This is a genomic window from Sphaerisporangium album (assembly GCF_003323745.1).
Lineage (GTDB): Bacteria > Actinomycetota > Actinomycetes > Streptosporangiales > Streptosporangiaceae > Sphaerisporangium > Sphaerisporangium album.
In genome coordinates this window covers 128,753-155,742 of record NZ_QOIL01000002.1, presented here as the reverse complement: position 1 = coordinate 155,742, position 26,990 = coordinate 128,753, and the positions used below count along the sequence as shown (strand labels likewise).

26 protein-coding genes are annotated in these 26,990 nt (G+C 71.7%); 10 read left to right on the top strand and 16 right to left on the bottom strand.

Annotated elements, in window-relative coordinates:
• The coding region (locus tag DQ384_RS42050) for a hypothetical protein (protein WP_220182759.1) at nt 1–211 on the bottom strand (211 nt) is incomplete at its 3' end.
• A 153-nt stretch (nt 212–364) separates the two neighbouring features.
• Nucleotides 365–1,543: an ROK family transcriptional regulator gene (locus tag DQ384_RS03350; protein ID WP_114027186.1), complete on the bottom strand. Its 1,179-nt coding sequence runs from the start codon at nt 1,541–1,543 to the stop codon at nt 365–367.
• 209 nt (nt 1,544–1,752) lie between these two features.
• Here DQ384_RS03350 and DQ384_RS03345 point away from each other — a divergent pair, with 209 nt between their 5' ends.
• The 3 genes from DQ384_RS03345 to DQ384_RS03335 are packed head-to-tail and all read left to right on the top strand — an operon-like array spanning nt 1,753 to nt 4,938.
• Nucleotides 1,753–3,666 carry an endonuclease/exonuclease/phosphatase family protein gene (locus DQ384_RS03345; RefSeq protein ID WP_114027185.1) on the top strand — a complete coding sequence of 638 codons (1,914 nt, stop codon included), beginning with the start codon at nt 1,753–1,755 and terminating at the stop codon, nt 3,664–3,666.
• Between the two features lie 20 nt (nt 3,667–3,686).
• The gene (locus tag DQ384_RS03340) at nt 3,687–4,136 is read left to right on the top strand and encodes an RrF2 family transcriptional regulator (protein ID WP_114027184.1); all 450 of its coding nucleotides are present in this window, start codon (nt 3,687–3,689) and stop codon (nt 4,134–4,136) included.
• Between the two features lie 7 nt (nt 4,137–4,143).
• On the top strand, nt 4,144–4,938 hold the full coding sequence (locus DQ384_RS03335) for a DNA-formamidopyrimidine glycosylase family protein (RefSeq protein WP_114027183.1): 795 nt from the start codon (nt 4,144–4,146) through the stop codon (nt 4,936–4,938).
• Between the two features lie 93 nt (nt 4,939–5,031).
• On the opposite strand, the gene DQ384_RS03330 is transcribed toward DQ384_RS03335, so the two are convergent.
• The 6 genes from DQ384_RS03330 to DQ384_RS03305 form a co-directional block, all read right to left on the bottom strand.
• Nucleotides 5,032–5,397, bottom strand: a complete 366-nt coding sequence (locus DQ384_RS03330) for a helix-turn-helix domain-containing protein (RefSeq protein ID WP_114027182.1) — start codon at nt 5,395–5,397, stop codon at nt 5,032–5,034.
• A gap of 253 nt (nt 5,398–5,650) precedes the next feature.
• Nucleotides 5,651–6,148 (bottom strand): CinA family protein, encoded by a 498-nt coding sequence (locus DQ384_RS03325; RefSeq protein WP_114027181.1) that lies wholly within the window; start codon nt 6,146–6,148, stop codon nt 5,651–5,653.
• Nucleotides 6,145–6,750, bottom strand: coding sequence for a CDP-diacylglycerol--glycerol-3-phosphate 3-phosphatidyltransferase (gene pgsA / locus DQ384_RS03320; protein ID WP_114027180.1), 606 nt, complete (start codon nt 6,748–6,750; stop codon nt 6,145–6,147). Before pgsA ends, DQ384_RS03325 begins: the two co-directional genes overlap by 4 nt.
• Nucleotides 6,747–8,156 carry a 30S ribosomal protein S12 methylthiotransferase RimO gene (gene rimO, locus DQ384_RS03315; protein WP_114027179.1) on the bottom strand — a complete coding sequence of 470 codons (1,410 nt, stop codon included), beginning with the start codon at nt 8,154–8,156 and terminating at the stop codon, nt 6,747–6,749. The genes pgsA and rimO overlap by 4 nt, the downstream gene beginning before the upstream one ends.
• A gap of 247 nt (nt 8,157–8,403) precedes the next feature.
• Entirely contained in the window at nt 8,404–9,141 is a 738-nt protein-coding gene (locus DQ384_RS03310) for a helix-turn-helix domain-containing protein (RefSeq protein ID WP_114027178.1), read from the bottom strand.
• Between the two features lie 99 nt (nt 9,142–9,240).
• Nucleotides 9,241–11,808: an FtsK/SpoIIIE family DNA translocase gene (locus DQ384_RS03305; RefSeq protein WP_114027483.1), complete on the bottom strand. Its 2,568-nt coding sequence runs from the start codon at nt 11,806–11,808 to the stop codon at nt 9,241–9,243.
• A 131-nt stretch (nt 11,809–11,939) separates the two neighbouring features.
• On the opposite strand from DQ384_RS03305, the gene DQ384_RS03300 reads away from it, so the two are divergent.
• The gene (locus tag DQ384_RS03300) at nt 11,940–13,436 is read left to right on the top strand and encodes a sodium:solute symporter family protein (RefSeq protein ID WP_114027177.1); all 1,497 of its coding nucleotides are present in this window, start codon (nt 11,940–11,942) and stop codon (nt 13,434–13,436) included.
• Nucleotides 13,437–13,525: 89 nt separating this feature from the next.
• On the opposite strand, the gene DQ384_RS03295 is transcribed toward DQ384_RS03300, so the two are convergent.
• Nucleotides 13,526–13,750 carry a tautomerase family protein gene (locus tag DQ384_RS03295; RefSeq protein ID WP_114027176.1) on the bottom strand — a complete coding sequence of 75 codons (225 nt, stop codon included), beginning with the start codon at nt 13,748–13,750 and terminating at the stop codon, nt 13,526–13,528.
• A gap of 73 nt (nt 13,751–13,823) precedes the next feature.
• Between DQ384_RS03295 and DQ384_RS03290 the strand changes: the two genes are divergently transcribed.
• Nucleotides 13,824–14,774 carry a sugar kinase gene (locus DQ384_RS03290; protein ID WP_114027175.1) on the top strand — a complete coding sequence of 317 codons (951 nt, stop codon included), beginning with the start codon at nt 13,824–13,826 and terminating at the stop codon, nt 14,772–14,774.
• On the opposite strand, the gene DQ384_RS03285 is transcribed toward DQ384_RS03290, so the two are convergent.
• The 5 genes from DQ384_RS03285 to DQ384_RS03265 form a co-directional block, all read right to left on the bottom strand.
• Entirely contained in the window at nt 14,764–15,528 is a 765-nt protein-coding gene (locus DQ384_RS03285; protein WP_114027174.1) for an IclR family transcriptional regulator, read from the bottom strand. The two genes, DQ384_RS03290 and DQ384_RS03285, sit on opposite strands and share 11 nt — an antisense overlap.
• A 44-nt stretch (nt 15,529–15,572) precedes the next feature.
• Entirely contained in the window at nt 15,573–16,319 is a 747-nt protein-coding gene (locus tag DQ384_RS03280; RefSeq protein ID WP_114027173.1) for an SDR family oxidoreductase, read from the bottom strand.
• Nucleotides 16,319–17,134 (bottom strand): 5-dehydro-4-deoxy-D-glucuronate isomerase, encoded by an 816-nt coding sequence (gene kduI, locus DQ384_RS03275; RefSeq protein ID WP_114027172.1) that lies wholly within the window; start codon nt 17,132–17,134, stop codon nt 16,319–16,321. The genes DQ384_RS03280 and kduI overlap by 1 nt, the downstream gene beginning before the upstream one ends.
• Nucleotides 17,135–17,256: 122 nt before the next feature.
• Nucleotides 17,257–18,039, bottom strand: coding sequence for an IclR family transcriptional regulator (locus DQ384_RS03270; protein WP_114027171.1), 783 nt, complete (start codon nt 18,037–18,039; stop codon nt 17,257–17,259).
• An 83-nt stretch (nt 18,040–18,122) separates the two neighbouring features.
• Complete coding sequence (locus tag DQ384_RS03265) at nt 18,123–18,890, bottom strand: NAD-dependent epimerase/dehydratase family protein (RefSeq protein WP_114027170.1); 768 nt, start codon at nt 18,888–18,890, stop codon at nt 18,123–18,125.
• A gap of 217 nt (nt 18,891–19,107) precedes the next feature.
• Here DQ384_RS03265 and DQ384_RS03260 point away from each other — a divergent pair, with 217 nt between their 5' ends.
• From DQ384_RS03260 to DQ384_RS03240, 5 genes are all read left to right on the top strand, one after another.
• The gene (locus DQ384_RS03260) at nt 19,108–20,442 is read left to right on the top strand and encodes an ABC transporter substrate-binding protein (protein WP_114027169.1); all 1,335 of its coding nucleotides are present in this window, start codon (nt 19,108–19,110) and stop codon (nt 20,440–20,442) included.
• Entirely contained in the window at nt 20,439–21,419 is a 981-nt protein-coding gene (locus DQ384_RS03255) for a carbohydrate ABC transporter permease (RefSeq protein WP_245966224.1), read from the top strand. Before DQ384_RS03260 ends, DQ384_RS03255 begins: the two co-directional genes overlap by 4 nt.
• The gene (locus tag DQ384_RS03250; protein ID WP_114027167.1) at nt 21,420–22,280 is read left to right on the top strand and encodes a carbohydrate ABC transporter permease; all 861 of its coding nucleotides are present in this window, start codon (nt 21,420–21,422) and stop codon (nt 22,278–22,280) included. It abuts the gene before it with no gap.
• Between the two features lie 105 nt (nt 22,281–22,385).
• Nucleotides 22,386–23,318 (top strand): 5-dehydro-4-deoxyglucarate dehydratase, encoded by a 933-nt coding sequence (locus DQ384_RS03245; protein ID WP_114027166.1) that lies wholly within the window; start codon nt 22,386–22,388, stop codon nt 23,316–23,318.
• Nucleotides 23,315–24,571, top strand: a complete 1,257-nt coding sequence (locus tag DQ384_RS03240) for a glucarate dehydratase family protein (protein ID WP_114027165.1) — start codon at nt 23,315–23,317, stop codon at nt 24,569–24,571. Before DQ384_RS03245 ends, DQ384_RS03240 begins: the two co-directional genes overlap by 4 nt.
• Before the next feature lie 67 nt (nt 24,572–24,638).
• On the opposite strand, the gene DQ384_RS03235 is transcribed toward DQ384_RS03240, so the two are convergent.
• Together DQ384_RS03235 and DQ384_RS03230 are read right to left on the bottom strand one after the other, a co-directional pair.
• The gene (locus tag DQ384_RS03235) at nt 24,639–25,196 is read right to left on the bottom strand and encodes a ribonuclease FAU-1 family protein (protein ID WP_114027164.1); all 558 of its coding nucleotides are present in this window, start codon (nt 25,194–25,196) and stop codon (nt 24,639–24,641) included.
• A 51-nt stretch (nt 25,197–25,247) separates the two neighbouring features.
• Entirely contained in the window at nt 25,248–26,933 is a 1,686-nt protein-coding gene (locus DQ384_RS03230; RefSeq protein WP_114027163.1) for a ribonuclease J, read from the bottom strand.
• Nucleotides 26,934–26,990: the final 57 nt, after the last annotated feature.

Below are 26,990 nucleotides of genomic sequence, written 5' to 3'. Positions count from 1 at the left end.
TGACCTTGGTCCCCGACCTCCCCGGTGACCTGCTGCTGGACGGAGTCAAGATGCGGGCCTTTGAGGAGAGCACGCGGAAGCCGAGACGCTTGCGCCGGACGAGCAGGCGGTCGAGGAAGGGGGTCGCGACCAGCAGGGCGATCCCGAACAGAACGGGCCCCGCGCCGCCGAGGAAGGCGACCAATCGCCCCAGCCAGTCCAGCGCGACCACCAGGCACTCCGTTCCTCGTCACCTGGTTTCAATTCTGGTCACAGCACGGCATATACCTCAGGCGACGCGGATCAGTTCACCCGGTGTTCCCCCGATGGCCACCTCACCCATTCGGCACGCGACCCCCGAACCGCCGTGCCGAAGGCTCGGCCACTAGGACGCGAAGAGTTCCTCGCGGGCGCGGTCGAGGGCGGCGAGGATGGCCCCGCGCAGCACCGGCCGGACCTTGACCTCGCTGACCACGACCTCGGGACGGATCGGGCAGATGCGCGCCACGGCCTCCTCGACCCGATAGGTCAGCGCGGCGCCGCCCGCCCTGCCGACCTCGCCGTTCAGCACGACCAGCGAGGGGTCCAGGACGACGCACACCGACGCGACGCCGAGGGCCAGGCGGTGGGCGAGCTCGTCCAGGAACGCCGAGCCGGCCTCGCCGCTCTCGACGGCCGCGCGGACGGCGTCGGCGGCCGAGCGGTCGGGGAAGCCCTGCTGCTCGGCGAGCTCGGCCACGGCCTCGGCGCTGATCAGGGACTGCAGGCCGCCCGCCAGCGACGGCATCCGTCCGGGCACCGCCTTGACGTCCCCGGCCAGGGGCACGCCGGGCACCGGCAGGTAGCCGATCTCGCCCGCGGTTCCCGACCGGCCCCGGTGCAGCCTGCCACCGAGGACGACGGCGAGGCCGACGCCGCGCTCGACCCACAGCAGGACGAAGTCGTCGACGTTCTTGGCCGCGCCCTCGGAGCGCTCGGCGATCGCGGCGAGGTTCACGTCGTTCTCGATCGTGACGGGCCGCCGAAGGTCACGGGCGAGCGCCTGGTGGCTGCCCTCGTGCCAGCCGGGCAGGTCGAAGGAGAACCGGACGTCGCCGCTGCGCGGGTCGACCACACCCGGGGTGCCGATGACGATGCCCTTCAGGCGCGACAGGGCGACCTTGCCCGAGCGACAGGCCTTCACGACCGCGTTGTGGACGAGCGCGACGGGATCGTCGTGCCCATTGGGGGAAACCGACACTTCTGCCACGATTTCCCCGTTGATATCGGCGATCGCGGTGGTCACCGAATCGGGGCCCACGTCGAGTCCCGCCACATAGGCGGAGGAGGCGATAACCCCGTAAAGGGCCGCATTGGGCCCCCGGTTCCCCGCCTGTTCTCCGACCACCTCGACGAGCCCGCGCTCCTCGAGCCGCGAGAGGGTCTGAGAGGCGGTGACCTTGGACAGACCGGTCATGTCGCCGATCTGTCCCCTGGTCAGCGGGCCCGAGGAGAGCAGCAGCTCCAGCGCGGCCCGGTCGTTGATCTCCCGTAGCAACCTGGGCACGCCAGGACGTCGCTCCATCGCATGCTCTCTTGTCGTCGGTCCCCGTTTGATTTATCACAAACCAGCGGCGTGGTGTGACACAACCATTCCTCAGTAAAGCTTCCTGCCAGTTTAGCGGCACCGCAGGTCGGGGACGGCTCGGCGGTGCGCCGCTCGCTCCGTTCGCCGCCCTTGCCTTCGCTCCCGATTGCCCTGAGGATCACAGAAGTCCGCGCCGAGGAGTCCCCGTGCACGATCCTCTCACCGAAGCCCCCGCCCGCGTCCCTCGCGGGTCCCGGCTCGCGTCGTCCCTGCTGAGAGGGGCGCCCGCGGCCGGGCCGGTCCTCGGCATCCTGCTGCTGACGGACGTGCTGCGCGTCCTTCTGCCCTCGCTGATCACGCTGTTCGGCCGCGCCGGGGACACCCCGCCCGAACAGATGGGACTTTTCGCGACTTTGTGGTTCGTGCTGCCGGTCGCCGCCGTCCCGATCGCCCGGGTGGCGGGGCCCCGCCGGTTGCTCGCGGGCGCGGCGGTCCTCTTGGTCGCCGCCCGGCTGGCGCTCCAGGCCACGGACGGCGGCGCGCCGCAGCTCTACGTCGCGGGGGCGGGGGTCGCCTTCGGCATCGCCTTCCTGTACGGCTGCGCGATCACGGTGGCCCGCGAGCGGGTCCCCGCGATGCTGGCCGGGGGGCTCGCGGCCTCGGCCATCGTCCACCTGCTGCTCGGCCAGATGGACCTGGTGTGGCGGGACGGGCCGCTGCCCTGGCTGGGCGTCCTCGCGCTCTGCGCGACGTTCCTGTGGGCCCTGCGGGTCGCGACCGGGGTGGAGGACGACCTCGCCTCCCCCGGCGTCTGGCTCGCGTTCGGCCCGGCCATGGTCCTGTGGGGCATGTACCTCGCGACGACCGGCCTGGCCGATCCCAGGGGTGCCCAGGGGCCCGCCCCGTACGTCGCGGTCGTGACGGCTCTGATGGTCGTCGCCCAGCTCGGCATGGTCTCCCTGGCCTGGCGCCCGCCCGCCCGGCGGTGGATCCCCGTCGCGCTGCTCCCCCTGTCGGCGGCCGCGATGATCGTCTGGCCGTCCGCGATCCCGGCGGCCGTGACCGCGCTGGCCCTCGGCGCCTGCCTCGGCCTGGCGGGGCTGCCGCGCGCCTCCTCGCCGCGCAGGGCCGGGCTCGGGGCGCTCGGCGGAATGCTGCTGTTCCTCGTCGCGGTCTTCCTCTACTACGCGGCCTACGACGCCGACCTCGGGTTCCCCAACGGCGTCGTGCCGGGCGCGCTGGCGGTCGTCGTCGCCGTGGTCGCCGTCAGAGGTGCCCGGGTCGCCGTCAGAGGTGCCCGGGTCCCCGTCAGGCGGCCGCCCGGGCGCGGGGCCGCGCGCCTGGCGCTCGCGGTGGCGGTGGTCACGGCCGCCGTGTCCTGGCGTCCCCTGCCGCCCGTCCGCACCGTGACGGGGAACGAGTTCACCCTGATCGCCTACAACATCCGCATGGGGTTCGGGCTGAAGGGCACGCTCGACCTGGACCGGATCGCCGCCTGGGCGCGCACGCGGCGTCCCGACGTGGTGCTGCTCAGCGAGGTGGACCGCGGCTGGCTGCTCAACGGCGGCCACGACGAGCTGGCGCGGGTCGCGAAGGGGCTCGGCATGCGGTACTACTTCGCGCCGGCGGCGGACGCCCTCTGGGGTGACGCGCTGCTGACGTCGCTGCCGGTCAAGCGCGTCGAGTCCTTCCCCCTGGGCCGCCACGACCATCCGACGGGCGCGCAGGCCCAGGCGGCGGTGATCAGCGTCGGCGGGACGGAGGTGGGCATCCTCAACACCCACCTCCAGGCGCCTCCCGGCCAGGCCCCCGAGGTGGCGGCGCTGGCGCGGGATCTAGCCGAGGGGAGGGTGCCGGCCGAGCCTCGGCCCGTGGTGCTGGCGGGCGATCTGAACACCACCCCGGACGACCCGGAGATGCGCGTGCTGGAGGGCGCTGGGCTCTCGGACCCCCTGATCGCCCTCGGGGATCCCCCTACCTCACCGGCCGATCACCCGGCGAAGCGCATCGACCACGTGCTGGTCTCCCGGGGTCTCCAGGTGGTCACGGCCGAGGTTCCGACCGTACCTTTCTCAGATCATCTGCCTGTTGTGGTGCGGTTGCGGCTAACCACGCTTTAGCAGGCGGGATAATCGATAACATGCGTCTTTCCGCCCGTGTCGACTACGCCCTTCGCGCCGCCGCCGAGCTCGCCGCCTCCGGCAGCGGTCCCACCACCGTGGGCGAGCTCGCCAAGGAACAGGAAATGCCCCCCAAGTACCTGGAGAACATCCTCCTCCAGATGCGCCGGGCCGGACTGGTCCGCGGCCAGCGGGGCCCCGAGGGCGGGTATGTCCTGGCCAGGCCGGCCACCGAGATCTCCCTGGCCGATGTGATCCGCGCCGTGGACGGCCCACTGGCCAACGTCCGGGGCGAGCGCCCCGAGCACGTCGGCTACCGCGGCGCCGCCCGCTCCCTGCAGCAGGTCTGGATCGCCCTGCGCGCCAGCGAGCGCGCGATCCTGGAGGAGGTCACCCTGGACCAGATCGCCTCCGACAGCCTGCCGCACCGCGTGATGGAGCTCGCCGCCGACCCGGCCGCCTGGGACTGAGCGTGTCATGCCCGAGGGCGACGCGGTCTACCGGACGGCCGTCAAGCTGCGGGCCGCCCTCGACGGACGGGTGCTGACCCGCTCGGACTTCCGCGTGCCCCGGTACGCCACCGCGGACCTCGCGGGGCGCGCCGTCCTGACCACCGTCCCCCGGGGCAAGCACCTGCTCACCCGGGTCGAGGGCGGCCTGACCGTCCACACCCACCTGCGCATGGAAGGGACCTGGCGCGTCCAGCCGGCGGGGACCCGCCCGCCGGGCGGCCGGGACGTCGTCCGGCTCGTGCTCGCCAACGCGCGGTGGCAGGCGGTGGGGATCAGGCTCGGCATGGTGGACCTGCTGGCCACCGCGCACGAGGACCGCGTGGTCGGGCACCTCGGGCCCGACCTGCTCGACCCGGGCTGGCAGGACGGGCACGCGGCGCGGGCGGCGCTGAACATCGCGGCGCGACCCGAGGTGATGATCGGAGAAGCGCTGCTGGACCAGCGCAACGTGGCGGGAATCGGCACGATCTGGCGCGCCGAGACGCTATTCCTGTCGGGGATCTCGCCCTTCACGCCCGCCGGGGACGTACCGGACCTGACGAAGATGATGACGCTCGCCCATCACCTGCTGGAGGCGAGCAAGGACGAAAGGGAAGGCCCCCTGACGACGGGCGACCGGCGCCCGCGCAGGCGCCTGTGGGCGTACGGCCGGGCCGGGAGACCCTGTCTGCGCTGCGGAGGGAAGGTGGTCAGCGGCGAGCTCGGGGCGCAGCCATACGAACGAGTGGTCTTTTACTGCCCCGCCTGCCAGCCGCGTTGAAACGGCCGGCTCACCGGGGGCGTCCGGACGTGCCATCGCGGAGTCACGGCGTCGTGACGGCCGCGGGCCAGGACGAAGGGGGCGACCGCGGACCTACGCGGCGACCATGTCCTTGACTTCGGGGAAACCGTCGAACTCTGGGCCCGAGATCGTGGTGGAGACGGTCTCGGCGATCGGAAGACGCTCGTGCTCGGGCGCATCGGCCAGCACGGGCGCGTGTTGAAGCTCGGCCAGCGCGAACTGGTCGGACACCTCGCGGAGCACCTGCGATAGAGGCACGCCCAAGGCGCCGCAGATCGACGCGAGCAGCTCGGAGGACGCTTCCTTCTGACCGCGTTCAACCTCGGACAGGTAGCCAAGGGAGACACGGGCCAGGGTGGAAACCTCACGAAGGGTGCGCGCCTGCCGCACCCGCAGCCGCCGCAGCACGTCACCGAGCAGCTGACGCAGCAGGACCATCTGTCGCTCCCTCCCGGGCGCAGGGGTCTTCACGACACTCCGCGCGGTCGGTTCATATCGCCCGTTCTTCGGATGCCCTTCGTACATGCTCCTCGCCGTCATCATGGGTTCGCTCGGCGCCTTCGCCGGGCGCTCGCCGGACCTGCTCCTCACCGATGGGTCACGGACCTCACTCACAGCTCCACCGTACCCGCATCGACCAACGGGGCGGCAGACCGTGAAGAGCATGTTCGCTGGTGACGTAACGCGGTAATCATCCGGAATGTTCCCCCACATCGGCCTCCAGCACACCTCGCAGGAGATCCAAACCCTCCCGCACAGTACTTTTACGGATCTCTTCCCTGGATCCGGAAAGAACCACATCCCGGCCCCAGAAACGCCCTTCCGGTCCCCCCACGGCGATGTGGACGGTGCCGACCGGCCGGCCGTCCTGGGGGTCGGGCCCCGCCACCCCCGTCACCGCGAGCCCGTAGGTGGAACCGGTCAGCTTCCGCACCGCGGCGGCCATCGCGGAGGCGACCTCCGGGTGGACCGCCCCCTCCCGATCGAGTAGATCTTTCGGGACGTCCAGCAGGCCGGCCTTCAGGTCGGTCGCGTAGGCGATCACCCCGCCCCGGAACGCGGCCGAGGCCCCGCTCGGCGTGGTGAGCGTGGCGCCGATGAGGCCGCCGGTGAGCGACTCGGCCACCGCGACCGTCGCCCCCCGGCGGACCAGGAGGGACAGCACCTCGGCGGCGAGCGCCCCGCTCATCCGCCCCGCGCCTTCTGGGCGACCTTGCGCAGCCGTACGGCCCTGACGACGTAGTCGGCCCCGGTCACCAGGGTGACCGCCACCGCGGCCCCGAGGACCGCCCACCGCAGCGGCTCGGGCACGCCGGGCAGGATGTACAGGGCGATGGCGGCGATCTGCAGGACGGTCTTGACCTTGCCGCCGTAGCTCGCCGGGATGACGCCGTGCCGGATCACCGCGAAGCGCAGCGCCGTCACCCCCACCTCACGGACGAGGATCGCGCCGGTCACCCACCAGGACACCTCGTCCAGCAGCGACAGGGTGACCAGCGCCGCCCCGATCAGCGCCTTGTCGGCGATCGGGTCGGCGATCTTGCCGAAGTCGGTGATCAGCCCGTACTTGCGGGCCAGCCAGCCGTCGAGCTGGTCGGTCAGCGAGGCGAGCAGGAAGACCACGAGCGCGGCCCACCGCCAGCCCGTGCCGTCCACGAACATGCAGACGACGAAGAAGGGGACGACCACGAGCCGGAGGACGGTCAGCACGTTGGCGACGTTCCACGGGCTGACGCGCCGAGCCGGGGAGGGAGCGATCGGCTCGGTGCCGGCCTCCGGCTGTTTCGTCATGGCGAGGCCTTGATGCGGGCGATCAGGTCGACCCCCTCGGCGTCGACGACCGTGGCGCGCACGATCTGGCCGGGGAGCAGGCCGATGCCCTGGACGGTCACCGAACCGTCCACCTCGGGCCCCTGGTGGGCCGCACGGCCCTCGTAGCCGCCGTCGCCCAGGTCCTCCTCGATGAGGACCTCGACCTCGGTGCCGATGCGCTCCTCGGCCCGCTGGGCGGTGAGCTCCTCGGCGAGCTCGGTCAGCGCGGCGACCCGCTCGTCGATCGTCTCCTGGTCCAGCTTGCCCCCGAGACGGGCGGCCTCGGTGCCGTCCTCGTCGGAGTAGCCGAAGACTCCCGCGACGTCCAGCCGGGCCTCTTCAAGGAAGGCGACCAGCTCGGCGAACTCGGCCTCGGTCTCGCCGGGGAACCCGACGATGAAGTTGGAGCGCACGCCCGCCTCGGGCGCGTGCGCGCGAACCGACTCCAGCAGGTCCAGAAAGCGGCGAGGATCGCCGAAGCGGCGCATCCTGCGCAGGACCGACCCGCTGGCGTGCTGGAACGACAGGTCGAAGTACGGGGCCACGCCGGGGGTGCCGGCGATGACCTCCAGCAGGCCCGGACGCAGCTCGGCGGGCTGCAGGTAGCTGACCCTGACCCGCTCGACGCCCTCGGTGGCGGCCAGGCGCGGCAGGAGCTTCTCCAGGGCCCGCAGGTCGCCCAGGTCCTTGCCGTAGGAGGTGGAGTTCTCGCTGACGAGCACGAGCTCCTTCACCCCCTGCCCGGCCAGCCAGGCGGCCTCGGCCAGCAGGTCCTCGGGGGCGCGCGAGACGTAGGCGCCCCGGAACGCCGGGATGGCGCAGAAGGAGCAGCGGCGGTCGCACCCGGAGGCGAGCTTGAGCGGGGCCATGGGGCCGCCGGAGAGCCGTTTGCGCAGCGCGCGCGGGCCGCTGGCGGGCGCCACGCCGTCCGGCAGGGCCTCTCCGTGACCCGGGACGGCGGCCGTGGACGCGGAGCGCTCGACCGGGGTGATCGGCAGCAGCGTGCGGCGGTCGCGCGGGCTGTGGGCGCCGAGCGGCCTGCCCTCCAGCACATCGTCCAGCCGCGCGCCGATGTCGGCGTAGTCGTCGAAGGAGATGACGGCGGAGGCCTCGGGCAGCGCGTCCGCGAGCTCCTTGCCGTAGCGCTCGGCCATGCAGCCCGCGGCGACCACCTTGGCCCCGGAGTCGGACGCGGCGAGCAGCGTGTCGATGGAGTCCTTCTTCGCCGAGTCGATGAAGCCACAGGTGTTCACGACGATGACGTCGGGGTCATCGTCGGCGAGGCTCCACCCGGCGGCCTCCATGCGCGCGGCGAGCTCCTCGGAGTCGACCTCGTTGCGCGCGCAGCCCAGTGTGATCAGCGATGCGGTTCGGCGGGAAGACATGATGGACTCTACGGTATCGGGAGTTGGCCACCGTCTGACGCACTCCCCCCGTACTCGCGCACGCGGACACCCCGCGCGGCCCCCGTTGATCATCACGGGCGGGCCGCGCGGACGGGCCGCGCCGCGCGGCGGGTCGCACAACAGGCTCGGACCAGTGCCGGACCGGTGCCGGAACAGTGCCGGAGCGGCCTCGGAACCGGCCGGTCAGATCAGGTCAGATCAGGTCAGAGAGTATGTCACGCCGCGGTCACCGCGAACCCGGCGTCTCGGGACCGAAGGACTTGTGGACGAGCTGGCCGATCTTCCCCGGCACGCCCAGGTGCTTGCCGTTGACCTCCAGGTCGACGCCGCCCGCGTTGCCGATCGTGACCCGCACCTCCTTGTGGGCCTTCCACGTCGAGGTGCGCCCGGCGGGCAGCGTGCCGCGGAACATCTGCTTGCCCTTGCCGTCGCTGACCTCCAGCCAGGAGGGCTTGGTCGCCTTGACCTGGAGCGTGACGAGATCGCTCACCGGCTTGGCGGCCTTCTTCGCGTCCCCCGCAGGCCCGGCAGCGGGCACCGGTGCCTTGGGGACCGCGGCCTTGGGGTCCGTGGTGGTGTCGCCGGACCCGCTCATCACCCGGGCGACCCCGAAGACGGCGACGATGGCGAGCGCGATCGCCATCGCCGTCGACCAGTTGGGGCTGCGGCGCTCGCGGAGCTTGATCGTGCTCTCGGCCTGGAAGACCGCGGCGGCGCGCACGGGCAGCGGAACCCCGCCGTGTTCCTCGTCGAACTGGTGCACGATCGCGTCGGGATCCAGCCCGAGAGTCTTGGCGATGTTGCGGACGTGACCTCTTGCGTAGAAGTCGCCGCCGCAGAGCGAGAAGTCGTCCCGCTCGATGGCATAGATGACCGTTTCCCGGATACGCGTGCGGCCGCTCAGCTGAGCGACCGTCATGCCCGCCGCGTGACGTGCCGCGGCCAGCGTCACTCCAATGCTCATACGTCCCCCTCGCCGTGCACCTGCGCTACGCGCCCGTATTCCGACGATGCGTAGCCATTCACATTCAACCAGTTACCGAGGGGATCGGTCGCGGAGGGGTCACTCTCCCCGCAAGTCGGCGAGCAGGCCGGGCAGGTCGTCGGGCTTGACCATCACCTCGCGCGCCTTGGACCCCTCGCTCGGGCCCACGACGTTCCTGCTCTCCAGCAGGTCCATCAGGCGGCCGGCCTTGGCGAAGCCGACGCGCAGCTTGCGCTGGAGCATCGAGGTGGAGCCGAACTGCGTGGTGACGATGAGCTCGGCGGCCTGGACGAGCAGGTCGAGGTCGTCGCCGATGTCCTCGTCGATCTCGCGCTTGGCGGTCGCGGTCGCGGCGACGTCGTCGCGGTACTCCACCTGCATCTGGGCCTTGCAGTGCGCGACGACGTCGTGGATCTCCTTCTCGGAGACGAACGCGTTCTGCAGCCGCATCGGCTTGCTGGCGCCCATGGGCAGGAACAGCGCGTCGCCCTGGCCGACGAGCTTCTCGGCGCCCGGCTGGTCCAGGATGACCCGGGAGTCGGCGAGCGAGGACGTCGCGAACGCCAGCCGGGACGGCACGTTGGCCTTGATCAGGCCGGTGACGACGTCCACCGAGGGGCGCTGGGTGGCGATGACCAGGTGGATGCCGGCGGCGCGGGCGAGCTGGGTGATGCGGACGATCGAGTCCTCGACGTCGCGGGGGGCGACCATCATCAGGTCGGCCAGCTCGTCGATGATCACGAGCAGGTAGGGGTACGGCTGGTAGACCCGCTCGCTGCCCGGCGGGGGCACCAGCTTTCCCGCGCGGACCGCCTTGTTGAACTCGTCCACGTGCCGGAAGCCGCTGGCCGCGAGGTCGTCGTAGCGCCGGTCCATCTCGCCGACGACCCATTCGAGGGCTTCGGCGGCCTTCTTGGGGTTGGTGATGATCGGCGTGATCAGGTGGGGGATGCCCTCGTAGGTGTTGAGCTCGACCCGCTTGGGGTCGACGAGCACCATGCGCACCTCGTCCGGGGTCGCGCGCATCAGGATCGAGGAGATGAGCCCGTTGACGCAGACCGACTTACCGGCGCCGGTGGCGCCCGCGATGAGCAGGTGGGGCATCTTGGCCAGGTTGGCCACTATGGTGCGCCCCTCGACGTCCTTGCCGAGGCCCACGATCATCGGGTGGTGGTCGGCCTGGGCGACCTGCGAGCGCAGCACGTCACCGAGGCTGACCAGGTCCTTGTCGGTGTTCGGGATCTCCACGCCGATCGCGGACTTGCCGGGGATCGGCGACAGGATGCGGACGTCGGCGGACTTGACGGCGTAGGCGATGTTCTTGGCGAGCGCGGTGACCTTCTCGACCTTGACGGCGGGGCCGAGCTCGATCTCGTACCGCGTGACCGTCGGGCCGCGCGTGAAGCCGATCACCTGCGCGTCGATCGCGAACTGCTCCAGCACGCTGGTGAGCGCGTTGACCACGACAGTGTTGGCCTTGGTCTGGGGCTTGGGGGGCGTGCCCTGGCGCAGCGCGGAGACGTCCGGCAGGACGTACGGGCCGGCCTGCGGGGACAGCACGAGCTGCTCGACCTTGCGCGGGGCCGGCGAGGGGTGGGGAGGCTCGGAGACGGCGGGCCTCGGCGGCTCGTCCTCCTCGTCCACCAGGCCGGGCACGATCTCCGGGGAGTGGTCGGAGCGGGGAGGGGCGCCGGGCGCGTCGGCGACCACCGGCGTGTCGTACGGCTTGACCAGGTCGGCGGGCTCGGCGTCGTCGGCCGCCTTGCCGCCCTTGCCCCCGGAGGCGCCCTTGCGCGAGCGCCGCGCGGGCTTCTTCTCTCCCGGCTCCCCCGGCGCGGCCCGGTCGGAGGACTTCTGGAACAGCATGTGCTGGATCTCGGCGAGCCGCTCGGGCACGCGGTGGACCGGGGTCGCGGTGATCACCAGCACGCCGAAGCCCGAGAGCATCAGCAGCAGGGGGATCGTGATGAACGCCGGGAGGATGCTGGAGGGCGGCGCCGAGACGATGAAGCCGATCATGCCGCCCGCGGCCGAGACCTTGTCCATGCCGTCGGTCTTGGCGGGTCCCGACGGATACGGCGTGGCGTGCGCGACGTGGATGACGCCGAGCAGGCCCGCCAGCAGCGCGGTCCAGCCGATCATGATGCGGCCGGTGTCGGCGTTCTGGTCGGGGTGACGCAGCAGGCGCCAGGCGACCAGCCCGAGCAGAAGCGGCACCGCCCAGGCCAGGGACCCGACGGCGCCGCGCAGGACGGCGTCCACGACGGTCGCGAACGTGCCCTGGGCCGAGGTGCGCCAGGTCATGGCTGCCAGGACGATGGCGCCCCCGAGGACGGCCAGGCCAAGGCCGTCGCGGCGGTGGGCCGGGTCCAGTTCGCGCGCCTGGTTGCCGAAGGCCCGCGCGGCGGTGCCGATGCCGTTGGCGATGAGCAGCCACACGCCGACGAAGAGCTTCCCGATGGCGATGAAGACCCAGCTGATCGGGTCCGGCGGCGCGGCGGCGGGACGGCGCGCCTGGCGGCCGTGCGGGCGTCCTGCCGCGGCCCGCCCCTGCGGGCGCCTGGCGGAGGCGGGACGGGACGATGAGGACGGGGTGGACCGCTTCGCCGACCCCTTCGGGGTGGTTTTCGACGTACGGGTGGCCATGGTACCGAGGGTACGCATGAGGCGGCCCTCGCGCGGGGAACGACGCGCCGCACACGATTGTGTTCTATGTATTGACATCATGTTTCATGTAATGGAACCTCCATTCCAACGGGACGTTGGAAGGAGGACAGATGTCCGCACTCGACTGGTTCGTCCTAGGTGCCTACTTCCTGATCATGGTCGCGATCGGGATCTGGTCGAAGAACCGCATCAGGACCGTCATCGACTACTTCACCGCCGGCGGCCGCATCCCCTGGTGGCTGTCCGGGATCTCCCACCACATGTCGGGCTACAGCGCGGTCATGTTCGTCGCGTTCGCGGCCGTCGCCTACGACTACGGGCTCACCGTCTACGTCTGGTGGGCGATGACGATCGGCATCGGCGTCGGCATCGGCGCCTTCCTGTTCGCCGCCCGCTGGAACAGGCTCAGGGCCAGGCACGGCGTGGTCTCCCCGCTGGAGTACCTGACCCGGCGCTACAACCTGCCGACCCAGCAGGTGATGGCCTACAGCGGCGCGCTGCTCAAGGTCGTCGACATCGCGGCCAAGTGGGTCGCCATCTCGGTGCTGCTCAAGGGCTTCGCGGGCATCCCCATCCAGTACGGCATCGCGATCACCGGCGCGGTCACCGTGATCTACGTGACGGTGGGCGGGCTCTGGGCCGACGTGCTCACCGACTTCGGCCAGTTCGTCATCCAGGCCGTCGCGGGCGTGGTCATGTTCGCCGCCGTGCTCGGCCACCTCGGCGGCGTGTCCGCGCTGTGGACGATGTGGGACAAGCTCCCCGAGGGCCACGGCGACCCGCTGACCGGGCCGTACACGACCACCTACTTCTTCGCGTTCCTGCTGATCAAGACCTTCGAGTACAACGGCGGCATGTGGAACCTCGCCCAGCGGTACATGGGCGCGCCGTCCGGCTCGCAGGCCAAGCGGGCCGCGCTGCTGTCCAGCGCCCTGTGGCTGCTGTGGCCGCTCGTGCTCTTCATCCCGATGTTCGCCGCGCCGCTGATCGTGCCGGGCCTGACCGACTCCGACCAGTCGTACGTGCGCCTGGCGCAGGAGCTGCTGCCCGCCGGGCTCATCGGCCTGGTGCTCGCGGGGTTCTTCTCGCACACGATGGCGATGGTCTCCTCGGACGCCAACGTGATCTCCGCGGTGATCACCCGGGACATCCTGCCCGTCTTCGTGCGCCGGGTCAGGGCGCTGGACGCCTCCGGCGCGCTGAAGCTGGCCCGGGTGACAACGTTCCTGTTCGTGCTGGTCAGCATGACGATCGCGATCACCACGCAGGGGCAGGGCGTCGTGCTGAAGATCGTGGTGGACGTCGTGGCCGCCACGATGGGGCCGATCTCGATCCCGCTGATGCTCGGCCTGCTCCCGTGGTTCCGGCGCAGCGGCCCGACGGCGGCGATCGTCTCCTGGGCGGCCGGCCTCGGCGTCTGGGCCGTGCTCAAATGGGTGATCGCCTCCACCAACCAGACCCTGGTCGTGGCGGCCCCGCTGGTCACGTCCCTGGTCCTCTACGTCGCGATCGGCCTTCTCAAGCCCGAGAACCGCCCGGACCGCGACGCGCTGATCGACTCCCTCCAGACCGACGAGTCCCCCACCCGCCCACCCGTCCCGGCCTGACCCGTTCGGGGCGCGGCGGTGTTCTGGAGTCGTCAGGCGCGAGGGATCGTTCCTCACCCTCGCGCCTGACGGCGGAAGAACACCGACTCTCAGGCGCCCCGAACCGCCGTGCCGGTGGCGCGGCCATGAACGCTGTTCGACTCCAGCACGCCGCCGTTGGCGACGTCGGACTTCTCGATCTCCCAGAAGACGATGCGCACGGACTCGCGGCGGGCGTTCAGGATGTCCACCGCCGCCTCGGTCACGGCCGCGACGAAGTCCTGGCGCTGGTCGAGGGTACGCCCGGACAAGAGTTCCACGGTGATGTTTGGCATGATGTCCTCCGAATCGACTTTGTTGCATCACATGAAACCAAATTCCGCTACATGAACCAAGAAGGAGTCTGCCATGGACGTGATGGTGGTCGGTGAGCCGCTGGTCGAGTTCTCGGCGTCCGGTCCGCTGACCGAGGCGGACACCTTCCGGCTGTCGTTCTCCGGGGACGCCCTGAACGCCGCCGTGGCCGCCGCCGCGACCGGCGCGCACGTCGCGCTGGTGACGCTGGTGGGCGACGACGAGTTCGGCGAGCGGCTGATCCGCTTCGCGGCCGCGCACGGCGTCGACACGCGGTGGATGCGGCGCGGCGTGGGCTCGACCGGCGCCTACGCCGTGGGCGCGGACCCGAGCGGCGAGCGGGCGTTCACGTACATGCGGGCGTGCAGCGCGGCCTCCCGCATGGGCCCGGACGACCTGGCGGCGGCCCCGCTGGAGGAGACCGCCGTCCTGCTGGTCAGCGGCGTCACGGCCGCCCTCTCGGAGTCCTGCGCGCGGGCCGTGCTGCACGCGGCGCGGACCGTGGACGCCGCCGGGGGCAGGGTCGTCTACGACCCCAACTACCGGTGGCGGCTGACCGGCGCCGAGGCCGCCGCCGCGACGCTCGCCTCCGTCGCGCCCTGGGTGGCCCTGGTGACCCCCTCCAGCCCGGGCGACACCCTGCCCCTCCTCGGCACCGCCGACCCCGCGGAGGCCGCGCGCGCGTGCCTGGCGCTCGGGGCGCGGGCCGTGGCCGTCACGCGCGGGCCCGACGGGGTGCTGCTCGCCGACGGCCAGGGAACTGCGCAGGAGGTGCCCGCGATCCCGGCGGCGGCGATCGTCGACCAGACGGGCGCGGGCGACGCGTTCGCCGGCACGCTCGCCGCGCGGCTGGCCCTCGGGGCGTCCCTGCGCGAGGCCGTGCGCGCCGGCACGGCCGCCGCGGCAATCAGCCTGGAGGGCCAGGGCGGCACCGGGCGCGTGGCGACGCCCGAGGAGATCGACCGCCTGCTCGCCGGCACCACCAGGAACGAGCTCAGCGGGTGAGCGCCCCGGTCGGAGCGCCGAGGGCCAGGGAGACGTCCCGGGCCGCGGCGACGACCACGGGGGCGAGCTCCTCCAGGGCCTCGCGTTCCATGTCCATGGCCAGCGTCGAGATGGAGATGCCGCCCAGCACCCGGCCGGTGTGGTCGAAGACGGCCGCGCCGACGCAGCGGATGCCGGGCTCGTTCTCCTCGTCGTCCATCGCGTAGCCGAGCTCCCTGACCTTGCCGAGGTGGGCGAGCAACTCCCCCACGTCGGTGAGGGTGGCGCCGGTGAGCCGCGCCAGGCCGGTGCGGGCGGCGATGGCCCGCACCTCGTCGTCGTCCAGCTCGGCGAGGACGGCCTTGCCGATCGCGGTGCTGTGCAGGCGCAGGCTCATGCCCACCCGCGAGGGCATCTGGTACGGCCTGCGCCCTTCGAGCTTCTCGACGTAGACGGCCTCGTCGCCGCCGCGGATGCCGAAGTGGGTCGTGTAGCCGGTGCGCTCGTGCAGCGCGCGCAGCGCGGCGGACGCCTGGCGGGAGGGGTCGAACCGGCTCATGACCTTGCCCGCCAGGGTGAGGATGCGCGGCCCGGGCTCGTACCCCCCGGACCCGTCGGCGCGGGCGAACCCCCACTCGACGAGCGACTGGAGGATGCGATGGACGGTCGACTTGGAGACGCCCGTCGCCGCCGCGATGTCGGTCACGCGGTGATGCTCGGCGATCGCCTCGAGCACCGCCAGCGCCTTGTCGATGGAGCTGCCTTCCCTGACCACGCCCCGAGCCTACTAAGAGCGGCGGCCGCCGGGAGTGCCCGGCGTCATCGGGCGAGCCAGCCGCCGTCCACGGCGAGCACGTGCCCGTTGACGTAGTCGGAGGCGGGCGAGGCGAGGAAGACCGAGGCGCCCACCAGATCGTGCGGGGTGCCCCAGCGCCCGGCGGGGATGCGCTGCCTGATCGCGCGTTCCCGGTCCGGGTCCTCGCGAAGCGCGCCGGTGTTGTCGGTGGCGATGTACCCGGGGGCGATGGCGTTGACCTGCACGTTCAGCGCGGCCCACTCGCAGGCCAGCGAGCGGGTCAGCCCCGCGAGGGCGTGTTTGGCGGCGGCGTACCCGGCCACGTTGACGCCGCCCTGGAAGGACAGCATCGAGGCGATCATGATGATCTTGCCGGAGCCTCGGGCGATCATCGAGCGGCCGACCGCCTGGCTGAGCAGGAACACCGCGTCCAGGTCGACGTCCAGGACGGCGCGCCAGTCGGCGTAGGCGTGCTCGGCGGCGGGGGCCCTGCGGATGATGCCGGCGTTGTTGACCAGGATGTCGACCTGCCGCCGCGCGAGCAGGTCCTCGGCCTCGCCGGGCACCCGGGAGGGCTCCGACAGGTCGAGCGTCCAGCGCCAGGCCTCGCGTCCCTCCTTGCGGACCTCGGCCTCGACCTCGGCCAGGTCGTCGCGGTGGCCGTGCAGCACGATGTCGGCCCCCGCCCTGGCCAGGCCCACGGCGATGGCCCTGCCGATGCCGGTACGGGTGCCCGTGACGAGCGCCGTCCTGCCTTCCAGGGAGAACATCACCGCATCGCGCCGATCGCGACCTGCTCCATGTCGTCGTACGCCTGGTTCTCGCCGCCCATCGCCCAGACGAAGGAGTAGTTGCTGGTGCCGAAGCCGCAGTGCACCGACCAGGGGGGCGAGATCACGGCCTGGCGGTCGGCGACGATCAGGTTGCGGGTCTCGTCGGGCCTGCCCATCAGGTGGACGACCCGGTGGTCCTCGGGGAGGTCGAAGTACAGGTAGACCTCGGTGCGCCGCTCGTGCGTGTGGCACGGCATGGTGTTCCACATGCTGCCCGGCTCCAGCACCGTGACGCCGAGCACGAGCTGGCAGCTCCGGATCCCCTTGGCGTGGATGTACTTGTTGATCGTGCGGTCATTGGACCCCTCCTGGGAGCCCAGGCGCACGGGCTCGGCGTCGTCCAGGGTGGCCCTGACGGTGGGGTGGGCGGTGTGGGCGGGGGTGGAGACCAGGTAGAAGGCGCCGCCGGCGAACGAGACCGCACGCGCGCCCCTGCCGACGTACAGGCACTCCTTGGTGCCGAGCTCGTGGGCGGCGCCGTCCACGGTGACCGTGCCGGGACCGCCCAGGTTCACCACGCCGAGCTCGCGCCGCTCCAGGAAGTACTCGGCGCGGAGGGGGTCGGGGCAGGGAAGGTCGAGCGGGGCCTCCCCGGGCAGCGCTCCGCCGATCACCATGCGGTCCTCGTGCGAGTACACCAGGCGGACCTCTCCGGGGACGAAGAGCTCCTCCGCGAGGAATCGACTCCTGAGCCGGTCGGTCGTCATGCCCGGTACCTGGTCGGGTGCGGTCGCGTACCGTACCTCCACCATGCCTCCATCCCGTTACATAGAATGCTGTATTGCTATATCGAACAGCCTTGGATGTGTGGAGGTCAAGCGGGCACAACGGGGATCTTGCCCGGCCGGGTCCGGCGGAGGAGAGCGGAAAGGCCTCAGTAGGTGCGCCGCACGCCCCGCGCGGCCAGCTCGATGCGGTCGCGCGCCTCCAGCAGGAAGGCCGCGATCTCCTTGTCGCGTCCCGGCGTCAGCCGGGGGACGGGGACCGACACGCTGACGGCGTCGCGGGGCGGCTGCGCGATGTCCAGGGCCACGCCGAAGCAGCGCAGGCCCTCGGTGTTCTCCTCGCGGTCGACGGCGTACCCGCGCTTGCGGATGCGGCGCAGGTCGGCCAGGAGGCGGCCCTGGTCGTCGATGGTGTTCTTGGTGAGGCGGGGCAGCTCGGCGGGCAGCAGGCCGGCGACCTCGTCCTCCTCGCGGGTGGCGAGGATCGCCTTGCCCAGCGAGGTGGTGCTGGCCGGCAGGCGGCGGCCGACCCGCGCGAACGGCCGCAGGTAGTGCCGGGAGGCGCGGGTCGCCAGGTAGACCACGTCGAAGTGGTCGAGGCGTGCCAGGTGGACGGTCTCGCCGGTCACCTCGGCGAGCCAGTCCAGCGCGTCGCGCGCGATCTGGACCACCGGGTCACCGTCGATGTACGTGGCGCCGACCAGCAGCGCGCGCATGCCGATGCGGTACAGCGTGCCGGTGACGTCGGTCTCGATCCAGCCGAGCCCCACCAGCGTGCGCAGCAGCGCGTGCAGGCTGCTCTTGGGGTACCCGAGCTTGCCCTGAAGATCCGACAGGCTGTGCAGACCCGGGTACTGGGCGAAGAAGTCGAGCAGCTCGACCGTGCGCACGGCGGACTTGACGTGCGGCACAGAGATTCCCTGCTCGGTCATGTCGGTCCTCCTCGCCGCGAGTGTCGCGTCCATTCTCCCCGCAGGCGGCGGGACATCGCACCTAGGGACGCCCCGCCCCGCCGTCAGTCCCTGACGACATTCCCGCCGACGTAGGCGTACTCGGGATCATCCGGGTCCAGCTCGGGCATGCCCTCGGCGTACGCCTCGGCGTCGTCCTCGGGCTCGTAGCCCAGGGCCCTGCCCACGGACAGGTCCCACCACCTGCGCGTGTTCGCCGAGACGCCCCACACCGCCGCGTAGGTCAGGTCGGGCGCGGTGAGGCAGGCCTGCACCAGCCGCACCATGTCGCCCGGGCTGATCCACGTGGACAGCGACCGGGGGCTCGGCGGGCGCGGCGCGAAGGTGCCGATGCGCAGGGAGGCCACCCGCATGCCGTACCGGTCGGCGTAGTAGCGCCCGAGCGCCTCGCCGTACGCCTTGGAGACCCCGTAGTGGGAGTCGGGCGCGATGGGCGGGTCGGCGGGCGCCATCTCGCTGCGCGGGACGAAGCCGACGGCGTGGTTGCTGCTGGCGTACACCAGGCGCCCGGCCCCGGCCGCCCGCGCGGCCTCGAAGACGCGGTAGGTGCCCTCGATGTTGGCGGTGAGCAGCCGCTCGAAGGACGCCGAGGTGGAAGGAATGCCGGCCAGGTGGACCACGGCGGTGACGCCCTTCATGGCCCGCTCCAGCACGGCCGGGTCGGTGATGTCGCCGACGACGACCTCGTGCGGGGTGTCCTCGATCGGGACCATGTCGAGGAGCCGCAGCGTGTGACCGTGCGCGGGGAGCCCGTCGGCGAGGCACCTGCCGATGCGGCCCGCGGCTCCGGTGACGAGAACGTGTTCAGCCATGCCGCAACCGTACGGGCGTCGACGCGGGGTTCGTCAAGATCGCGTGTTGCCTGGCAACGGATCGCCGGAACCCCCCTTGACCCGGGGGGCGGGTGCGGCGTACTTTCGCACTGTTCATATACGTGAATGATATCCCAGCTTATGAACGCACGACCATAGCCCCGCCCCGATCGCCCGTGAAGACATCCACTGTTCACATCCTTGAACGGAGTGTGAAATGGCCACCCCCCTCCGCCTCACCCGCCGGCGCGCCGTCCCCGGGCTCGCCGTCGCCGCCCTGACGGCCACGGCCGTCCTGTCCGGATGCGCCTCCAAGGCGGACTCCGAAGGCGCCGCCGCCCTCCAGCTCTGGACGCGCTCCACCCCCGCCTCCGCCAAGGTGTACACCAAGGTCATCGCGGAGTTCACCAAGAAGACCGGCGTCAAGGTCGACTACGTCCCGGTCTACGAGAACTTCGAGCAGAAGATCCAGCAGGCCGCCGCGGCCAAGAAGCTGCCCGACGTCGTCATCAACGACTCCAGCCTCCTCGGCCCCGCGACCACGCAGGGCCTGGTCGGCACGATCGACAAGGCGTCCATCGCCGGATCCGACCAGATCGTCGACCGCGCGTGGGGCCAGGCCACCGGCGCGGACGGCAAGCTGCACGCCATCCCGTTCTCCACGCAGGCCATGGCCCTGTTCATCCGGAAGGACTGGCGCGAGAAGCTCGGCAAGGACGTCCCGAAGACCTGGGACGACCTGGTCTCCCTCGCCAAGGCATTCCAGGCCGAGGACCCCGACGGCAACGGCCAGGCCGACACCTACGGCATGCTCGTCCCCGGCTCCAGCCAGCGCGGGTACACCGCCTGGTGGGCGTCGTCCTTCCTCTGGGAGGGCGGTGGCGACTTCCTCACCCAGGCCGGGCCCGGGAAGTTCACCCCGGCCATCGACTCCCCCCGGAGCGTGGACGCGGTCACCAAGCTGCAGGGCCTGTTCTGCAAGGACAAGGTCGTCGTCCCCGGCGCGCTCACGCTGATCACCGACGACGCCCACCCCTTCTTCGAGAAGGGACAGGCGGGCATCTACCTCACCGGCCCGTACATGATGGGCCGCTTCGACAAGAGCCTCGGCAAGGACAGGTACGAGGTGGTCCCCGCCCCCGCCGGGCCCGGCGGCGCGACCGTCCTCGGCGAGGGCGAGAACATCTACCTCATGGCCGGGTCCGCCCAGCAGGACGGGCAGAAGAAGCTCGCCGAGTTCCTGATCAGCGCGGACGGCCAGCGCCTCGGCATGAACGGCACCCAGCCTAACCCCGTGGTCCGCATCCCGGTGAACAAGAACGTCGACATGCTCGCCGAGCGCAAGGACGACCGCTGGGCGCTGATCGCCAAGGTCTACCAGGAGTCGGCCCGCACGTTCCCGCAGGTCCCGAACTGGCAGCCGTTCCGCCAGAAGACCTCGGAGACGCTCAACTCGCTGTTCGCCACCTGTGACGCCGACGTGCGCGGCGCCCTCGGCAAGCTCGCCGCCGACTACCGGACCGAACTCGCCACGCAGAAGGTCGCCGGGTGACCGCCCGCGCCGGCGGCACGGCGATCGCGGACGACGGCGCGCGCTCGCCGGGGGCGGGACGTGCCGGCGCCCCGCCCCGCCCCGCCGCCGACCACCGCCGCCGCCCGCACCGGTCGCGCGGGCTGCGGCTCGTCCCCTGGCTGTTCCTGGCGCCGGCGCTGATCCTCTTCCTCTACTTCAAGTACATCCCGATGGCGCGCGGGCTATGGATGAGCTTCTTCAACGTGCGCCCCTTCCTCGGGGACGAGTGGATCGGCCTCGCCAACTACGGCCGCGTCTTCACCGACGAGTCCTTCCGCTCCGCGATGGGCCACACGCTGGTGCTGGCCACGGCCCAGACGGCCGGGGCCATGATCCTCGGGTTCGTGCTGGCCCTGTTGCTGGAAGGCAAGGCGCGCACGCTGTGGGTGGTGCGCTCGGCCGCCTTCCTGCCCGTGGTGACGGCCATCGCCGTGGTCGGCGAGGTGTGGCGGCTGCTGTACTTCGCGGGCGACCAGGGCATGCTCAACACGCTGTTCGGCCTGCTCGGCTTCGGCCCGGAGAAGTTCCTGGACGACCCGCGCACCGCGCTGTGGTGGGTCATCCTCGTCGGCGTCTGGAAACACGCGCCGTACGACATGATGATCATCCTGGCGGGGCTGGCGGGCATCGACCGGCAGCACTACGAGGCCGCGGCGCTGGAGGGGGCGAGCCTCCTCCAGCGGATCCGCCACGTGACGATCCCCGCGCTGCGCCCGGTGATCACGATCCTGGTCACGCTCGCCTGCATCCGCGGCCTGCGGGTGTTCACCGAGGTCTTCGTGCTCACGGGCGGCGGCCCCGCCGGGGCGACCGACGTCGTCATGACCCGCATCTACGCGCTCGGCTTCGACGCCGGCGACCTCGGCTTCGCCTCCGCCGCCTCGGTGCTGCTCTTCCTCACCACCCTCGTCCTCACCGTCGCCGTGACCGTCTACCGCAGGCGCAGGGAGATCTGAATGTTCGACACCGCACTCGGCTGGGGGTGGGGCCGCCGCCACCCCGTCGCCTCGGCCACCCGGCTGCTGCTGTACGCCGCCGTGGTCGTCGTGTTCTGCGGGCCGCTGCTGGCCGTCTTCTCCGGCGCGTTCGACGCCGGGGCCGACCCCAGCCGCATGTCCCTGATCCCCCACGACCCCACCTTGGAGAACTTCCAGGTCGCCGCCGAGCAGGGCCTGTGGCACTTCTTCCTCAACTCCGTGGTGATCGCCGGGGGCGCGCTGCTGCTCCAGGTCGCGGTGAGCGTGTTCGCGGCGTACGCGCTGGCGCGCAAGCGGTTCCGCGGGCAGGCGCTGGTGCTGCTGGCGATCCTCGCCACGATGATGCTGCCCGAGGAGATCATCGCGATCCCGCTCTCGCTGGTCCTCGGCGACCTGCCCCTGCTGCACCTCGACCTGCGCGGCAGCCTGCTCGGCGTGATCCTCCCCCTGGGCGGCTGGGGTTTCTCGATCTTCGTGATGAGCGAGTTCATGAAGGAGATCCCCGCCGAGCTGGAGGAGGCCGCCCGGGTCGACGGCGCGAGCGAGATGCGGATCTTCGGGCAGATCATCCTGCCGCTGTGCCGCCCCGCGCTCGGCGTGATCGTCATCTTCGGCTTCACCATGATCTGGGACCAGTACCTGCTGCCGCTCATCGTCGCCGAGACCCCCGACGACTACACGCTCACGGTGGCCCTCGCCTCGCTGCGCTCGGACCCGAGCGTCGGCCCGGGGGCCCTGCTCGCCGGCTCGCTGCTGGCGCTGCTGCCGAGCCTCGCCGTCTACCTCGCCTTCCAGCGCACCTTCATGTCCGGCCTCGTGGCCGGAGCGGTCAAGGGGTGACCCGTGACCGTTCCGGAACGGCCGTCCACGACGACCCCGATCCCCGTTCCCCCCAGCCATGACGCACGCGTCGACCCAAGCGATACCCAAGCGATGAGGAGTCCCATGCGCCTTGACGGTGTTCTCTTCTTCCCGGTGACCCCGTTCTCCCCGGACGGCTCGCTCGACGAGGAGGCGCTCGCCCGGCACGTGGACGACGGCGTGAGCGCGGGCGCCGGAGGCGTCTTCGCCGCCTGCGGCACCGGCGAGTTCAACGCCCTCAGCCTGCCCGAGTACGAGCGCGTCGTCCGCGTCGCCGTCGAGGCCACGGCCGGGCGGGTGCCCGTGCTGTCCGGCGCCGGCGGAGCCCTGCCCTTCGCCCGCGCCTGCGCCGCCGCCGCCACCCGGGCCGGGGCCGACGGCCTGCTGCTGCTACCGCCCTACCTCGTCTCCGGCCCGCCGGAGGGCCTGCTGCGGTACGTCCGCGAGGTGACCGCCGCCACCGCCCTGCCGGTGATCGTCTACCAGCGGGGCAGCAGCCGGTACACCCCCGAGTCGGTGGCCCGGCTCGCGCAGGTGCCGAACGTCATCGGCTTCAAGGACGGGCTCGGCGACCTCGACCTGCTGCAACGCATCATCCTGGCCGTCCGCGACGCCACCGACCGCGAGTTCACGTTCTTCAACGGCCTGCCGACCGCCGAGATGACCGTGCCCGCCTTCCGCGGCGTCGGCGTGCGGCTGTACTCCTCGGCCGCGTTCTGCTTCGTCCCCGAGGTCGCCCTCGGCTTCCACCGGGCGATCACCACGGGCGACGAGCAGACCGTGCGGCGGCTGCTGTCCGGGTTCTACCGGCCGCTGGTCGAGCTGCGCGACCGCGTCCCCGGGTACGCCGTGTCCCTGGTCAAGGCGGGGGTGCGGCTGCGCGGCCTGGACGTGGGCGGTGTACGGCCGCCGCTCGTCGACCCCGAACCCGGCCACCTGGCCGTGCTGGAGAAGCTCATCGCCGCCGGGCTCGACCTGGTGCCCGCCCTCGACGCGCCCGCGAGCAGTGGATCATGAGGATCACGGAGGTCCGGGTCACGCCGGTCGCCTTCCGCGACCCCCCGCTGCTCAACGCCTCGGGCGTCCACCAGCCGTGGGCGCTGCGCACCGTCGTCGAGGTCGTCACCGACGAGGGCCTCACCGGGCTCGGCGAGACCTACGGCGACCTGGCCCACCTGGAGCTGGTGCGCGCGGCCGCGCGCCTGCTCCCCGGCCACGACGCCTACGCCCATCACGCGATCTACGCCCAGGTGGCCGCCTCGGTGGGCGCCCAGGTCACCACCCGGCACGCCACGGCGAGGACGGCGACCAAGGAGAAGACCCTGGACCGCGTCTTCTCCCCGTTCGAGGTCGCCTGCGTGGACATCCAGGCCAGGGCCGCGGGCAGGCCCGTCGCCGACCTGCTCGGCGGCGCCGTCCGCGACTCCGTCCCCTACAGCGCCTACCTGTTCTACAAATGGGCCGGCCACCCCGGCGCGGAGCCCGACGGCTTCGGGGCCGCGCTCGACGCCGAGGGGCTGGTCGCCCAGGCCCGGCTGCTCGTGGACGCGTACGGCTTCCGCTCGCTCAAGCTCAAGGGAGGGGTGCGTCCCCCGGCCGAGGAGATCGAGGCCGTGCACGCGCTGCGCGACGCCTTCCCCGAGCTGCCGATCCGCATCGACCCGAACGCCGCGTGGACCCCCGAGACCTCCCTCATGGTCGCGCGGGAGCTCGCCGGCGTGCTGGAGTACCTGGAGGACCCGACCCCGGGCCTGGACGGCATGGCGGCGGTCGCGGCCGAGGCGGGGATGCCGCTGGCCACCAACATGTGCGTGGTGGCCTTCGAGCACCTGCCGCCCGCGATCGAGCGCCGGGCCATCGGCGTGCTGCTCGCCGACCACCACTACTGGGGCGGGCTCGTGCGCTCCACGCAGCTCGCCAGGCTGTGCGCGACGTTCGGGCTGGAGCTGTCGATGCACTCCAACAGCCACCTCGGCATCAGCCTGGCCGCCATGACGCACCTCGCGGCGGCCGTGCCGACCTTGGCGTACGCCTGCGACACCCACACCCCGTGGCTCGCGGGGCAGGACGTCGTCGCGCCCGGGGCGCTGCGGTTCCACGACGGCGCCGTAGAGGTGCCCCGCGGGCCGGGGCTCGGCGTCGAGCTGGACCGCGACGCCCTGGCGGTGATGCACGAGAACTACCTGAAGTGCGGCATCCGGACCCGGGACGACGGAGGCTACATGCGCACGACCGACCCCGCCTTCTCTTCGGCCCGTCCACGCTGGTAAGGACTGTGCCCATTCGCGGTGCCCATGGCGCGCCCTCCGATCGCGCGGAGAGAGGGACCGCCCTAGCTCAACGGACCCCGGAGAGCCAGCGTTCGTGGGTGCCGTCGAAGGGCGGGGTGCCCGCGGCGATGGCGGCCATCAGCCAGGCGGCCGAGCTCTCCGCCCGGCCGATGACCTCGCTCGGATAGCCGTAGCGGACGAGGTGCTCGGCGAACTCGTCCTCGTCGTCCACGAACAGGCGCCCGTCGCGCATCAGCAGCACGTCCAGGTCCAGGTCGACCATCGTCACCTGCCCGTCGAGCCATCGCGGCACGGTCGTGATGTCGCAGTAGATCGCGCACCTGGCCGGCCGGTCGTTGAAGGTCGCGGTCCACCAGGCGTCGCGCGGGAACAGCATCACGAACGCCTCCTCCCAGACGACCGGCGGCTCGGCGCCCCGGGCCGCGCGCGTGCGCGGCGGGCATCCGAGCCAGGCCCCGTGCTCGTCCTCCCCCAGCAGCCACCCGTCGTGGTGCCAGTGGAGCGACCCGTCGTACTTCGTGTAGACGACCTTGGCGGCTGTGCCGGTGACGCCGGCCGTGGAGGCGGGGGCGTTCACCGGCGATCCGGCCTGGTTCTCAGGCATACGGCTCCTCGTGCGCGGGTTCGGGTTCCGGCACGTGAAACCTACGCCGCGTCAGACCTCCACGACCACCGGAATAATCATCGGCCGGCGGCGGTAGGTGTCGCTGACCCAGCGCCCGACGATGCGGCGGGTCACCCGGCGCATCTGCTGCAGGTCCGCGACGCCGTCCGCCGCGGTGTCCTCCAGCGCGCTCTCGATCAGCGGGATGACCGCGTCGAACGCCTCGATCTCGATGCCCGACCCGCGCGCGTAGACCTCCGGCCCGCCGGTGACCTTGCCCGTGGTCGAGTCGACCACCACGACCACCGAGATGAAGCCCTCGTCCCCGAGGATGCGGCGGTCCTTGAGCGCGACGTCGGTGACCGCGCCGACCGAGGAGCCGTCGACGTAGACGTAGCCGCACTGCACGTTGCCGACGATCTTCGCCCGGCCGTCCACCAGGTCCACGACCACGCCGTCCTCGGCGATGACGATGTGGTCGTCGGGGACGCCGGTCAGCGCGGCGAGCTTGGCGTGGGCGCGCATGTGGCGCCATTCGCCGTGCACCGGCATGAAGTTGGACGGCTTGGTGAGGTTGAGGACGTACAGCAGCTCGCCGGCTGCGGCGTGACCCGAGACGTGCACGGTGGCGTTGCCCTTGTGCACCACGCGCGCGCCCCAGCGGGTGAGCCCGTTGATGACCTTGTTGACGGCCGTCTCGTTGCCCGGCACCAGCGACGACGCCAGCACGACGGTGTCGCCGTCGGCCACCCGGATCGGGTGGTCGCGGTTCGCCATGCGCGACAGCGCCGCCATCGGCTCGCCCTGGGACCCCGTGCAGATGAGCACGACGTCCTCCGGCGGCCATTCCTCGATCTCGCGGGAGTCGACCAGCAGGCCAGGCGGCACGCGCAGGTAGCCGAGCTCGCGCGCGACCCCCATGTTGCGGACCATCGACCGCCCGATGAGCGCGACCTTGCGGCCGTTCTCCTCGGCGGCGTCGAAGATCTGCTGCACGCGGTGGACGTGCGAGGCGAAGCAGGCGACGATGATGCGCTTGCTCGCGCTGCGGACCACCTCGTCGATCACCGGGCTGATCGTGCGCTCGCTCGGCACGAAGCCCGGCACCTCGGAGTTCGTCGAGTCCGACATCAGCAGGTCGACGCCCTCGGACCCGAGCCGGGCGAACCCGCCGAGGTCGGTGAGGCGGCCGTCGAGCGGGAGCTGGTCCATCTTGAAGTCGCCCGTGTGCAGGACGATGCCCGCGGGCGTCCTCAGCGCGACGGCCAGCGCGTCGGGGATCGAGTGGTTGACCGCGAAGAACTCGCACTCGAACGGCCCGAACCGCTGGCGCACGCCCTCGGCGACCTCGACCTTGACCGGCTGGATGCGGTGCTCGGTCAGCTTGCTCTCGATGAGGCCGAGCGTGAGCCGGGAGCCGACCAGCGGGATGTCGGCGCGCTCACGCAGCAGGTAGGGCACGGCGCCGATGTGGTCCTCGTGGGCGTGGGTCAGCACGACGGCCTCGATGTCGTCGAGGCGGTCCCTGATGTAGGTGAAGTCGGGCAGGATCAGGTCGACGCCCGGCTGCTCGGGCTCGGGGAACAGCACGCCGCAGTCGACCACCAGCAGCCGGCCGTCGAACTCGAACACCGCCATGTTGCGGCCGATCTCGCCGAGCCCTCCGAGCGCGACGATGCGCAGGCCGTTCTCCGGAAGCGCCGGAGGCGGCCCGAGCTCGGGATGCGGATGACTCATGCTTTACCCCCGTATCCGGCGGCCCGCCCGCGCACGGCTCCCTCGCCGAGCCGTCCG